A 12677-nucleotide genomic window follows, 5' to 3' on the forward strand; every position below is an offset into this window, starting at 1 on the left:
GGCTGTCGGGGGTCGGGGGCTGCGGTTATCATGTCGGGTCTGGAAACAAGCACCCGCCGGGTCCGGCGGGTTCCCCATTCTATCCGGCCGGCCGCCCTGCGCGGCGGGCACGCCTTACCCTCAGGAGCACACGCATGGCCAGTTACGGCATGAACGACGTCAAGAACGGGATGAAGATCCTGATCCACAACGAGCCGGCGATCATCAGCGACACCGAGTACGTCAAGCCGGGCAAGGGCCAGGCTTTCACGCGCGTGAAGTACCGCCTGATCAAGAGCGGCCGCGTGCAGGAAATCACCATGAAGAGCACCGACTCGGTCGAGGCGGCGGACGTGGTGGATACCGACATGCAGTACCTGTACTCCGACGGCGAGTACTGGCACTTCATGCAGCAGGAAACCTTCGAGCAGGTGCAGGCCGACAAAGCCGGCATGGGTGGCGCCGAGAAGTGGCTGAAGGGCGAGGAAGACTGCGTGGTGACGCTGTGGAACGGCAACCCGATCCAGGTGACCCCGCCGAACTTCGTCGAGCTGCAGATCACCGAGACCGACCCGGGCGTGAAGGGCGATACCGCCGGCACGGGCGGCAAGCCGGCCACGCTGGAGACCGGCGCCGTCGTGCGCGTGCCGCTGTTCGTCGGCCAGGAAGAGATCATCAAGGTCGACACCCGCACCGGCGAATACGTCAGCCGCGTCAAGTGATGGAGCAGCTCGCGCTCTACCTGGGCATCTGGGCGGTTGGTGTGCTGCTGGCCGGGCTGGGCGTGATGCTGTGCTGGAATGCGACGCTGCCGTGGCTGTTCCCCAGCGTGCCGCGGCTCACTTACGGACGCGCGCTGGCGCTGATGCTGCTGTGCTGGCTGCTGTTCGGCGCCGGCGCCATCGGCCTGACCTATACGCTGGGATTCTGAGCCGAGGTCCCATGAACGACCGCATCCCCGAAGCCTGCGACCTGTTGATCGAAGCCGGTTTCGTGGTGCCCGTCGTCCCGCACGGGGTGGTGCTGGAAAGCCATGCGGTCGCCGTCAGCGGCGGTCGCATCGTCGCTGTCCTGCCGGTGGCGGAGGCGCGCCAGCGTTTCCTGCCGCGCGAAACCGTGTCGCGCCCCGACGCGGCGCTGATCCCCGGCCTGGTCAATGCGCATACGCACAACCCGATGACGCTGCTGCGCGGCGTGGCCGACGACCTGCCGCTGAAGGTATGGCTGCAGGAGCACATCTGGCCGATCGAGGGCGCGGTGATCGGCCCCGATTTCGTGGCCGATGGCATCACCCTGGCGATCGCCGAGATGCTGCGCGGCGGTACCACCTGCGTCAACGAGAACTACTTCTTCCCGGACGTACAGGCGGCCACCTACAAGCACCACGGTTTCCGTGCGCGCGTCGGCCTGCCGGTGATCGATTTCCCGACGGCGTGGGCTGCTTCTGATGATGAGTACTTCGAGAAGGCCGGCGAAGTGCACGACCAGTGGCGCGACGACGCGCTGATCGCCACCGCGTTCGCGCCGCATGCGCCGTACACGGTGAACGACGCGAATTTCGAACGCGTGCGCATGCTGTCGGACCAGCTTGACGTGCCGGTGCACCTGCACCTGCACGAGACCGCGCAGGAAGTGGAGCAGTCGCTGGAGAAGTACGGCCAGCGCCCGATCGCGCGGCTGGACCGGCTGGGGCTGGTCAACGACCGCCTGATCGCCATCCACATGACCCAACTGACCGAGGCGGAAATCCACCTGTGCGCCGAACGTGGCGTCAGCGTGGTGCATTGCCCGGAATCGAACCTCAAGCTGGCCTCGGGCTTCTGCCCGGCGTGCGCGCTGGAGCGCGCGGGCGTGACGCTGGCCGTCGGCACCGATGGCTGCGCCAGCAACAACGACCTCGACATGTTCAGCGAAACCCGCACGGCCGCGTTGCTGGCCAAGGCGGTCGCGCAGGACGCGGCAGCGCTGGATGCGTTCAGTGCGTTGCGAGCGGCCACGCTGGGCGGCGCGAAGGCGATCGGGTTCGACGACCGCATCGGCTCGATCGAGCCGGGCAAGGAAGCCGACCTGGTCTGCGTCGACCTGTCTGCGCTGGAAACCCAGCCGCTGCATCACGTGGTGTCGCAACTGATCTACGCGACCGGTCGCCAGCAGGTCAGCGATGTCTGGATCGCCGGCCGGCCGAAGCTGCAGCAGCGCGTGCTGGTCGAGATCGACATCGATGGCGTCATCGCCAATGCGCGGCAGTGGCGTGAGCGGATCGCGGGTATTCGCCTGTCCTGATCCGGCGCTGTCGTCGGGTCCGCCTTACAATGGCGACATGACGACCACGACTTCGCCCCGCGACGACAATTTCACCCAGGCCGAGCTCGACAAGTTCGGTGCGTTGGCCAACCGCTGGTGGGACCCGGATGGTCCGCAGAAGGCCCTGCACGCACTGAATCCCGTCCGCCTGCAGTACGTGCGCGAACGCGCGGCGCTGGCGAATGCCGCCGCACTGGACGTCGGTTGCGGTGGCGGCCTGTTGAGCGAGGCACTGGCGCGCGAAGGGGCGCTGGTTACCGCGATCGACCTGGCGCCGGAACTGGTGAAGGTCGGTCGGCTGCACAAGCTCGAATCGGGCGTGCAGGTCGACTATCAACTGCGCTCGGTCGAGTCGCTGGCCGAAGAACGGCCGGGCAGCTTCGACGTGGTCACCTGCATGGAGATGCTGGAACACGTGCCGGATCCGGCATCGATCATCCGCGCCTGCCACACGCTGCTGAAGCCGGGCGGCCGGCTGTTCCTGTCCACATTGAACCGCACGCCGGCCGCGTTCGCGCTGGCCATCGTGGGCGCCGAGTACATCGCGCGCCTGCTGCCGAAGGGTACGCATCATTACAAGGAATTCATCCGTCCTTCCGAACTGGCCGCGTGGCTGCGTGACGCCGGCTTCCAGGTGCAGGACGTCACCGGCTTGGCCTACGAGCCGTGGCGCCAGCGCGCACGCCTGACTTCGCGTACCGACGTGAACTACCTCGCCAGCGCGGTGAAGCCGTGACGTCGACGGGCTTTCCGCGCGCGGCGCTGTTCGATCTGGATGGCACGCTGCTCGACAGCGCGCCGGACATGCTGGCCACCGCCAACCGCATGCGGGTGGCGCGCGGCATCGGTCCGATGACCATCGAGGGTTTGCGTCCGCATGTGTCGAAAGGATCGCGCGCCATGCTGGCGGCGGCATTCCCCGACATGGAGCAAGGCCCACGCGAAGCGCTGGTGCCGGAGTTCCTGACGATCTACCAGGAAGAGCTCGGCCGCCACAGCGTGCTGTTCGACGGCGTGGCGGAGATGCTCGGTGCGTTGGAGGCGGCGGGCAGCGTCTGGGGCATCGTCACCAACAAGCCGGAGTACCTGGCGCGCGACATCCTGCCGCAACTGAGGTGGAGCGATCGCTGCGCGGTGCTGATCGGCGGCGACACGCTGGCCGAGAAGAAGCCACATCCGCTGCCGCTGCAGGTCGCCGCAGAACGCATCGGCATCGCCATCGCCGATTGCGTCTACGTGGGCGACGACGAACGCGACATCCAGGCGTCGCGTGCGGCCGGCATGCCATCGATCGCAGCGCTATGGGGTTACCGGCAGACGCACGAAGTGCCCGCGGAGTGGGGCGCGGATGTGATGTGCGAGACCGCGAGTGAGCTCATCGAGCCGGCCGCATGGCCGGCCATGCGTTCCTCCGTGGGAGCGACGTAAGTCGCGAGCGGTTTGGCGGTCACGCATGTCTCGGGCGCCGATTCGTATTTCCTGCAACCTCCATCGCGACTGACGTCGCTCCCACACCTTGCCGATTTCGATGTCCGATTCCGCCGCTCTCGACAGCTTCCTGGGAAAATGGCGTGTCCGCTGGCCCGAGTGGTCGGTGGCCGAGGTCTTCGTCGCGCCCGCACGTCGCGATATCGCGGTGGCGTGGTTCGCCCTGCTGCAGGAGTTCGAGGACACGCTGAACATCACGGGTGATCCGTTGCCTGCGGATGCCAAGCTCGCATGGTGGCGGGAGGAACTGCACGGCTGGGGCGCGCAACGTTCGCGTCATCCTCTTGGCAGGCGGCTGGAGCCGGTACAGGCGTCGTGGTCGCTACTCGCCGACGCGCTGCCGGCATTGGTCATCGCACGAGAGTCGGCGGCCACGGGTGACGCGGCCGTCGCGGCCCTGATCGGTTTTGGCGAGGCCGTGGTGGCGGTGGAAGCGGATGTGCTGGGTCACGCGCCCACCGCTGATGCCATCGTGGCGCAAGTGCTGGCGGGGCGTCTGGCAGAGATTGGGGTGGCCTCCGTGCCTACCCACCAGCAACAAACCGGTGAAGGATCGGCGCTGCGCAGTTGGGCCGCTGAGCTGGTTCGACGCTGGGGCGATCCGCGACGCGGCGCCCGCGAACGCCGCATCCTGGCGACCTATGCGCATGCGCGCCTCGGTCGTCTCGCCAGGCAGGGCGAAACGGCACCGCTGCCAGCGCGCCCGCTGATCCTGTTCGCCGGTTGGCGCGCGGCACGCGGTGACTGAAGGCGTCGCGTATCGCTGCGATAGCCGCAGGAAAGGTGCGTAACGGACTGTTTCATCTGGGGATTCGGGGCAGGGCGTACAATGCGCGGCATCCATTCCCCCGTGCATGACGATGGCCCCCTCGCTTCCTTTGGCGCCCCGCGCCGACCTCCCTGATGTCGCCCACCAACGCGTGCCACTGGCGCGTCCACTGGACTGGGTAGGCATGGAGAACATTGCGCTGCCGGTGCGCATCGCGGACGGGCAGGGTGGGCAATTGCAGGTCGCCGCCAGCATCGATCTGTCGGTGAATCTGGCCAATCCAGACGCGCGCGGTATCCATATGTCGCGGCTGTACCTGCAACTGCAGGATGGACTGGCGTGCGAGGCGATCACGCCCGCTGGCCTGCGCCACCTGCTGCAGGACGGCGTGGCGGCGCAGGCGGGCCTGGCGACCAACGCACGCCTGAAGATCCGCTATGACGCACTCCTGCAGCGCAAGGCGCTGGAGAGCGACTACACCGGTTGGAAGCGCTACCCGGTGGAAATCGAAGCCACGCTTGTCGACGGACACCTGAATCTCGCGCTGTCGTTCTCGGTTGAGTACTCCAGCACGTGTCCGGCGTCCGCCGCACTGTCGCGCCAAGCCAATGCGGAACGCTTCGCCGGTGATTTCGAAGCGGCACATCCGCTGTCGGTCGATGTGGTGCGTGACTGGCTCGGGTCAGAGCGGGGCCTCGCGGCCACGCCGCATGCGCAGCGCAGCCGCGCCAGTATCCGCGTCGATTTGCGCCCGCAGTTCGATGAGCTGCCGTTGCTGGCCCTGGTCGATGCGATCGAAGCGGTGCTCGGCACGCCCGTGCAGACGGCCGTGAAGCGCGTGGACGAACAGGCCTTTGCGCGTCTCAATGCGGAGAACCTGATGTTCTGCGAGGACGCGGCGCGGCGCGTGGCGTCGGTACTTGCGTCCGACCCTCGCATTGCCCGTTACGATGCGACCGTGGCGCACTACGAAAGCCTGCATCCGCACGATGCCGTGGCTCGCGTGAGCGGTAGCAACGACTAGCCGCTTTCTCCGGACGGTTCGTCCGGCGTCGAGCAGGCGCGCAACGCGCTCCCTCCGCCCCTGGTGCCCGGTTACTTCCCGCGTTCCAGGACGAGCAGCGGGTCGATGCGCGTATCGAACCAGTTCATCCCCCAATGCAAATGAGGCCCGGTCGCTCGCCCGGTCGCGCCAACCGCGCCGATCACCTGCCCGGCCTCGACGCGATCCCCGACCTTTACGTCGATGCGCGACAGATGAAGGAAGTTGGAACTGACGCCGTGGCCATGGTCGAGCAACAGCGTGCCGCCGGTCAGGTATAGGTCGGACGAGGCAAAGGTCACCACGCCACCGGCCGGTGCTTTCACCGGCGTGCCATTCGGCGCTGCGATATCCATGCCGGAATGACCCGCGCCGGGTTGGCCGTTGTAGACCCGTGCGTTGCCGAAGCGGCCGCTGATGCGACCCTGCACGGGCCATTGGAAGGGCAGGGCGAAGTCGGCGCGCTCGTCGTCGCGATCGCGCGCGGCGGTGACCTGGGCCTGTTCCCGCTTGATGCGCGCAGCGATCTCGGGTGGCGGGTTGACGGTCTTGGCCGGCACGCCGTTGACGCGTTCGACCGGCCAGTCGCGCGGAGTCACCGCAATGCTGATGGATTCGACGCGACCCGAAGGGGTGGTGATGTCGACCTTCAGTGGACCTGCTTCGTCACGACCTACGCCGAAAACGACGGTGCCGTAGCCGGTGGCGCGCAGGACGCGTTCCCGATAGCGCACCTGGCTGCCCGGCGGCACCTTGCCGAACACCAGCGCGCCCTGCGACACCCTGGTGGGCAAGACGACGCGTTCTTCCTGCGACACCGGGGCTGCGGCTACCGTGTCCTGCGCCGCGACCAGCGGAATCCATCCGGCACAGACCGCGGCGAACAGCGCCGCAACCGCCAGCTTCAACGTGTGAACTCCAGGCGCTGGCCATTCGGCGTGCCGACGAGGTGTTCACCGTTCCAGACCATGCGGCCGTTGACCCAGGTGGCGCCGATGCGCGAACGGAAGCTGCGGCCTTCGAACGGCGACCAGCCCACCTTGGACAGTACGTCCTCGCGCTTGACGGTGAACGCCTCATCGTCGATCAGCACCAGATCGGCGAAATAGCCTTCGCGCAGGTAGCCGCGTTCCTTGACGTCGAACAACTGTGCCGGGGCGTGGGCGAACTTCTGCACGACGCGGGTGACATCCATGCGCTGCTCGTGCACGAGTTCCAGCGCGGCGACCAGCGCGTACTGCACCAGCGGCAGGCCGGACGGCGCCTGCACGTAGGGCTTTTCCTTTTCTTCCAGCGTGTGCGGCGCATGGTCGGTGGCCAGCACGTCGACGATGTCGTCCACCAGCGCCTTGATCAATGCCTCGCGATCGCTGGCGTCCTTGATCGCGGGGTTGCACTTGATCAGGTTGCCCAGCGCGGCGTAGTCGGCGCGATCGAAGCGCAGGAAGTGGATGCAGGTCTCCGCGGTGATCTGCTTGCGCTTACCGTCGGCGGCGATCAGCGGGCCGGGCGTGAACAGCGCCAGTTCGTCGGCGGTGGAGATGTGCAGCACGTGCAGGCGGGTGCCGTGCTTGCGCGCCAGCGACATCGCCAGTTGCGTCGACTTGATGCACGCCTCGCGGCTGCGGATGTCGGGGTGGTGCTCGGCCGACAGCGCGTCGCCGTACTTGGCCTGGAACGCCGCCAGGTTGGCGTCGATCATCGGCGTGTCTTCGCAATGCGTGATGATCGGCGTGGGTGCCTCGCGGAAGATCGCGTCCAGCGTTTCCGGGTTGTCGACCAGCATGTTGCCGGTGGACGCGCCCATGAACACCTTGATGCCCGGCGCCGTCTTGGGGTCGAGCGTGCGGATCGCCTCCAGGTTGTCGTTGCTGGCGCCCATGTAGAAGCCGTAGTTGCCCCAGGCGCGGCCCTTGGCGCGCTGGTACTTGTCTTCCAGCGCGGCCGCGTCGAGCGTCGGCGGGCTGGTGTTGGGCATGTCCATGAAGGTGGTCAGGCCACCCGCCACGGCCGCGGCCGATTCGGTGGCCATGTCGCCCTTGTGCGGCATGCCGGGTTCGCGGAAGTGCACCTGGTCGTCGATCATGCCCGGCAACAGCCAGCGGCCGGCGGCATCGATGACGGTTTCCTCGCCCTGTGGGCGGATCTCGGCGGCGATGCGGGCGATGCGCCCGTTCTCGATCCGCAAGTCACCCTCGGTGACGCGTCCTTCGTTGACCAGACGGGCGTTGACGATGACGGTAGCGGGCATCAGGGATTCCTGGAGGGGCAGGGGGAAGAGGGGTGGTCATGCCCGCACGACGGTACAGGATCGTGCCCGCCCGGGTGCAGGGGATGGCAGCGGCCGATCCGGCGAATCGCCAGCCAGCCGCCTCTCAGCGGTCCGAACCGGCCGATCGCCTCCATGGCGTACTCCGAGCAGGAGGGAACGAACCGGCAGCGCGGGCCCAGCAGCGGGCTGATGAACTGCTTGTAGCCCTTCAACAACAGGATGAGCAGGCGGGCGAACATGACTGGATGATACCGCGTCGGGTTGCCGCTGCCCCGCGGGTAGGCTATAAAAGCGCGCTTTCCCGACGCTCGGGAAGAACAAGGAAGCGCTGTTCGTGGCTGCGAAGAAACCTGCGAAGAAGGCCGTCAAGGCCGCCAAGAAACCCGCTCAGACCGTTGCCAAGAAGCCTGTCGCGAAGAAGGCTGTCGCCAAGAAGCCGGCCCCCAAGCCGGTGGCCAAGAAAGCGGTCCCGAAGCCGAAGCCTGCGGCCAAGAAGGCCGTCGCCAAGAAGGCGGCACCGGCGAAGAAGCCGGTCGCCAAGCCTGCGGCGAAGAAGGCGGCGCCGGTCAAGAAAGCGGTCGCCAAGGTCACCAAGCCCGCCGTCGCCAAGAAGCCGGCACCCGCCCCGGTTGCCAAGGCGCCTGCCGTCAAGGCGGCGCCGGTGAAGGCCACGAAGCCCGCTCCCAAGCCCGCACCGAAACCGGCCGCCAAGCCGGTTCCGGCAAAGTCCGCCCCCACTGCGGCTGCGACCAAGACTCCCGTGCCTGCACCCGCCCCCAAGGCGGCTGCCCAGGCCCCGGCGCCCGCCGCCAAGGTTCCGTCCCCCCCGAAGCCCGTGCCAGTCCCGAAATCAACTACGAAGAACGCCAAAGCCACTGCCGCCGAAGCCCCCGTGACCCCCCGTCCCGCCGTTGCCCGTCCCGTGGGCAAGGTTGCGGTCGCCGTGGCCGCCCGGCCCTCCGCGCCGGTCGTGCGCGGCAAGGTGAAAGAAGTGCCTTACAAGACCGATGAAGCCACCGGTCGTCCGATCGTGCCGACCGGCTACAAGCCCTCGTCCGACGAGGAGTACATGAGCACCCTGCAGCTCGAGTACTTCCGCCAGCGCCTGCTCAACTGGCGTGCCGACCTGGTCGAGGAATCCAAGCAGACCATCGAGAACCTCAAGGACGAAGTCCGCGACATCGGCGATGAAGCCGAGCGCGCGACCCGCGAGACCGAGAACTCGCTGGAACTGCGTACCCGCGACCGCTACCGCAAGCTGATCGGCAAGATCGACAGCACGCTCAAGCGCCTGGAAGGCGGAGACTACGGTTACTGCGTCGATACCGGTGAAGAGATCGGGCTGGACCGCCTGGAAGCGCGCCTCACCGCCGAACGCACCATCGATGCCCAGGAGCGTTGGGAGCACATGCAGAAGCAGCAGGGCGACTGAGTCCCGCCGTTTCCGCAGGCAAACAGAAAGCCCCGCTTCGGCGGGGCTTTTTCGTGGCGGTCTTCGGCTGTGCTATTGCAGGTCGCGCAGGTCCAGCCGTCGCAACTTCGGCGCTTTCCAGGCGGTTACACCGGCCACCGACAGGATCGCGAAACCGCCGAGAATCACCGCCGGCACCAGCCCCAGCAGCCTGGCCATCGTGCCGGCGTAGAACGCGCCGAGTTCGTTCGATGAGCTGACGAAGATGCCGTTGATCGACGACACGCGGCCGCGCATTTCATCCGGCGTGGACAGCTGCAGGATGGTCGAGCGCACCACGACCGAGACGCCATCGCACATGCCGTAGGACAGCAGGATGACGGCCGACAGCCAGAAGCTGCGAGACAGCCCGAACGCGATGACGCTGAGGCCGAAGCCGGCCACCGCGAACAGCAGCACGCGGCCGGCGTTCTTCTGCAGCGGCTGGCGCGCCAGCCACAGGCCGACGCACACCGAGCCCGCGGCCGGCATGGCGCGCAGGATGCCGAGACCTTCCGGCCCGTAGTGCAGGATGTCGTGGATGAAGGCAGGCAGCATGGCCACCACGCCGCCGAGCAGCACCGAGAACATGTCCAGCGCCATCGCGCCCAGCATGATCTGGTTGCCCATGACGAAGCGCGCACCCTGCGCGATGCTGGCGAACACCGGCAGGCTGACCGCGGGCGGCCCCGGTTCTTCGACCCGCAGGCGCGCCAGCACGACCGCCGCCACCAGCGCGAATACCACCGCCATCGCGTACGACAGCGTCTTGCCGCCGAAGCCGACCAGCAGGCCGCCCACGGCCGGCCCCGTGACCAGGGCCGCCTGGAAGATCACGCTGCCCAGTCCCGCCGCACGGACGAAATCCTCGCGCGGCAGCACCTTCGCGAACAACGCGTTGTAGACCGGGCTGAGGAACGAGCGCGCCATGCCGGTCAGCGCGATCGCGGCGTAGATCGGCCAGGTGCCGTCGAAGGGAAGCCAGCCAGCAGATACCGCGACCAGGATCACCGCCGTCGTCGCCAGTGCACCGCAGGCAACGATGCCGACACGGCGTCGCGGCAGGTGGTCGACCAGATAGCCGGCGAACGGCGCGACGCAGAAGAACGGCAGCACTTCCGCCAGGCCGACCAGGCCCAGCGAGAAGGTGTCGCGGGTCAGCTCGTAGATATGCCAGCCGACCGTGACGGCGACGATCTGGTAGGACAACAGCGCGCAGATGCGGTACGCCAGCACCGCCGCATAGCCGCGGTTGCGGAGCAGCGAGAACGCGGAGGGTGTGCCGGTGGCGCTCACTTCGCGTGGGCGGCCGTCTCGCGGATGAAGGCCAGCAGCGAGGCCAGGCCGTTGCTGCGGGTGGGCGAGAGGTGCTTGGCCAGGCCGATGTCGGCGATGTAGTCGGGTGACGTGGCCAGGATTTCCGCTGCCGGACGGCCCGCGTAGACGCGCAGGGCCAGGAAGATCAGTCCGGACACGATGGCCGAGTCACTGACGGCATGGAAATCCAGCTTCGCCGCATCGCCTTCGGGCACGATCCAGACCATCGACTGGCAGCCGAGCAGGCGGTGTTCCTCGCGCTTCCACTCATCGGGGAAGGCGGGCAGCTTGCGGCCCAGGTCGATCAGGTACTGGTAGCGTTCGGACCAATCGCTGAAGAAGGCGAATTCGTCCTTGATGGCCGCCTGTGCATCGGCGGCGGAGGGTTCGAGCGGGAAGATCGTGTCGGTCATCGGGGTTGGAATATCTGCATCATGAGCCCCTCTCCCTCCGGGAGAGGGGGGCGGGTGAGGGTGCGACGGCGTCCGTCGAGGTTCCGGCGTCCTGATCGCGCCGAACCCTCATCCGGCGCTTCGCGCCACCTTCTCCCGGCGGGAGAAGGAAAGATCGGATCACGCGCGCTTCCAGCGCACGCCCTGCGGCGTGTCTTCCAGCACGATGCCTTCGGCTGCCAGCTGGTCGCGGATGGCGTCGGAACGGGCGAAGTCGCGTGCTTTCTTCGCCGCCGCGCGTTCGTCGATCAGGGCCTGGATGCGGGCATCGTCATCGGAAGACGTGCCGCGGCCAAACCACTCGGCAGGTGCTTGCTGCAGCAATCCCAGGACCACACCGGCGCCCAGCAGTTCGCCCTTCAGCCTGAGCCTGTCGCCCGGACTCGATGCCTTGCGGGCCTCGGCGGCGATGCGGGCGATCTCGGCCAGCGCCTGCGGCGTGTTGAGGTCGTCGTCGAGCGCGTCTTCGATCGCCTGCGGTGTCGACGGCGTCGCGCTGACATCGCCCAGGTCGCGCAACGTGCCGTACAGTCGGTCCAGCGTGTTCTTCGACTGCTCGACCAGGGATTCCGACCAGTCCAGCGGCTGCCGGTAGTGCGCCGACAGCAGGGCGTAGCGCAGCGCTTCGGGCGGGTGCTTTTGCAGCAGGTCGTGGACCTTCTCGATGTTGCCCAGCGACTTGCTCATCTTGGCGCCGCCGAAGTTGAGCATGCCGTTGTGCAGCCAGAAGCGCGCGAAGGTCTTGTGCGAGCCGTCTGCGTGCTTGTGTGCGCACTCGCTCTGCGCCACTTCGTTCTCGTGGTGCGGGAACTGCAGGTCCACGCCGCCGGCATGGATGTCGATGGTCTCGCCAAGGTGGGCGGCCGCCATCGCCGAGCATTCGATATGCCAGCCCGGGCGACCCATGCCCCAGGGCGACTCCCAGCCCGGCAGGTCGGGCGTGGACGGCTTCCACAGCACGAAATCCCCCGGGTCGCGCTTGTATGGGGCGACTTCCACGCGGGCGCCGGCCAGCATTTCCTCCGGGTCGCGGCCGGAGAGCTTGCCGTAGTCGGCGAAGCTGCCTACCGCGAACAGCACGTGGCTTTCCGCCACGTAGGCATGCCTGCCCGCGATCAACTGCTCGATCATCGCGACGATGTGCGGAATATGGTCGGTCGCCGCCGGTTCGATGTCCGGCGCGAACTCGCCGGTCACGCCCAGCCCGGCCATGTCCTCGCGGTAGGCCGCCGCATAGCGGTCGGTGATGGCGGAGATCGCCACGCCCAGTTCCTTGGCCGCGGCGTTGATCTTGTCGTCCACGTCGGTGATGTTGCGGGCGTAGCGCAGCGCACCGTGGCGGCGGCGCAGCAGGGCCGCCAGCACGCCGAACACGACCGGGCCGCGCGCGTTGCCGATGTGGACGTAGTTGTAAACGGTAGGCCCGCAGACGTACATCGTGGGGATCGGGCCAAGGGGTGCGAAGTCCTCGACCCGGCGGGTGAGGTTGTTGTGCAGGCGCAGGGTCATGGGGACAGGGCAGGAGAGAGCCGTGGAATTCTAACGCCTGCGCCACGTGCGAGGGCCCGGCAAGGTCCCGGGCGGCCGATGTTCAGCCTCACTCA

13 protein-coding genes and 1 pseudogene are annotated in these 12677 nt (G+C 67.5%); 8 read left to right on the top strand and 6 right to left on the bottom strand.

Going from position 1 to position 12677, the window contains the following annotated elements; all coding sequences use genetic code 11:
- Positions 1-134: 134 nt before the first annotated feature.
- The 7 genes from efp (at position 135) to folE2 (ending at position 5564) form a co-directional block, all read left to right on the top strand.
- A complete protein-coding gene (efp, locus tag AX730_RS10515; protein WP_056880540.1) occupies positions 135-701 on the top strand; it encodes an elongation factor P in 567 nt (188 codons plus the stop codon).
- Complete coding sequence (locus AX730_RS10520; protein ID WP_062355932.1) at positions 701-910, top strand: hypothetical protein; 210 nt, start codon at positions 701-703, stop codon at positions 908-910. Before efp ends, AX730_RS10520 begins: the two co-directional genes overlap by 1 nt.
- An 11-nt stretch (positions 911-921) precedes the next feature.
- Positions 922-2262, top strand: coding sequence for a TRZ/ATZ family hydrolase (locus tag AX730_RS10525; RefSeq protein ID WP_062355935.1), 1341 nt, complete (start codon positions 922-924; stop codon positions 2260-2262).
- A 37-nt stretch (positions 2263-2299) separates the two neighbouring features.
- Complete coding sequence (ubiG, locus tag AX730_RS10530; RefSeq protein WP_062355938.1) at positions 2300-3019, top strand: bifunctional 2-polyprenyl-6-hydroxyphenol methylase/3-demethylubiquinol 3-O-methyltransferase UbiG; 720 nt, start codon at positions 2300-2302, stop codon at positions 3017-3019.
- Positions 3016-3711: a phosphoglycolate phosphatase gene (locus AX730_RS10535; RefSeq protein WP_062355940.1), complete on the top strand. Its 696-nt coding sequence runs from the start codon at positions 3016-3018 to the stop codon at positions 3709-3711. The genes ubiG and AX730_RS10535 overlap by 4 nt, the downstream gene beginning before the upstream one ends.
- A gap of 100 nt (positions 3712-3811) precedes the next feature.
- A complete protein-coding gene (locus AX730_RS10540; protein ID WP_062355943.1) occupies positions 3812-4519 on the top strand; it encodes an isoprenoid biosynthesis enzyme family protein in 708 nt (235 codons plus the stop codon).
- A gap of 106 nt (positions 4520-4625) precedes the next feature.
- The gene (gene folE2 / locus AX730_RS10545) at positions 4626-5564 is read left to right on the top strand and encodes a GTP cyclohydrolase FolE2 (RefSeq protein WP_407071486.1); all 939 of its coding nucleotides are present in this window, start codon (positions 4626-4628) and stop codon (positions 5562-5564) included.
- 71 nt (positions 5565-5635) lie between these two features.
- Here folE2 and AX730_RS10550 read toward each other — a convergent pair.
- The 3 genes and pseudogenes from AX730_RS10550 to yidD all read right to left on the bottom strand — a co-directional run.
- A pseudogene (locus AX730_RS10550) lies at positions 5636-6382 on the bottom strand (M23 family metallopeptidase); the annotation flags it as partial.
- Between the two features lie 104 nt (positions 6383-6486).
- On the bottom strand, positions 6487-7833 hold the full coding sequence (locus AX730_RS10555) for a dihydroorotase (protein WP_062355946.1): 1347 nt from the start codon (positions 7831-7833) through the stop codon (positions 6487-6489).
- A complete protein-coding gene (gene yidD, locus AX730_RS10560) occupies positions 7833-8093 on the bottom strand; it encodes a membrane protein insertion efficiency factor YidD (RefSeq protein WP_062355949.1) in 261 nt (86 codons plus the stop codon). Before yidD ends, AX730_RS10555 begins: the two co-directional genes overlap by 1 nt.
- Before the next feature lie 95 nt (positions 8094-8188).
- On the opposite strand from yidD, the gene dksA reads away from it, so the two are divergent.
- Entirely contained in the window at positions 8189-9286 is a 1098-nt protein-coding gene (gene dksA, locus AX730_RS18490) for an RNA polymerase-binding protein DksA (RefSeq protein ID WP_083537850.1), read from the top strand.
- Positions 9287-9358: 72 nt separating this feature from the next.
- Here dksA and AX730_RS10575 read toward each other — a convergent pair whose 3' ends face one another.
- The 3 genes from AX730_RS10575 to cysS all read right to left on the bottom strand — a co-directional run bounded on the left by AX730_RS10575 (position 9359) and on the right by cysS (position 12582).
- On the bottom strand, positions 9359-10600 hold the full coding sequence (locus tag AX730_RS10575; protein ID WP_062355953.1) for an MFS transporter: 1242 nt from the start codon (positions 10598-10600) through the stop codon (positions 9359-9361).
- A complete protein-coding gene (locus AX730_RS10580) occupies positions 10597-11034 on the bottom strand; it encodes a SufE family protein (RefSeq protein ID WP_062355956.1) in 438 nt (145 codons plus the stop codon). Before AX730_RS10580 ends, AX730_RS10575 begins: the two co-directional genes overlap by 4 nt.
- 159 nt (positions 11035-11193) lie before the next feature.
- Positions 11194-12582, bottom strand: a complete 1389-nt coding sequence (gene cysS, locus AX730_RS10585; RefSeq protein ID WP_062355959.1) for a cysteine--tRNA ligase — start codon at positions 12580-12582, stop codon at positions 11194-11196.
- Positions 12583-12677: the final 95 nt, after the last annotated feature.

It is taken from the genome of Pseudoxanthomonas mexicana, from assembly GCF_001556105.1.
Classification (GTDB): domain Bacteria; phylum Pseudomonadota; class Gammaproteobacteria; order Xanthomonadales; family Xanthomonadaceae; genus Pseudoxanthomonas_A; species Pseudoxanthomonas_A mexicana_A.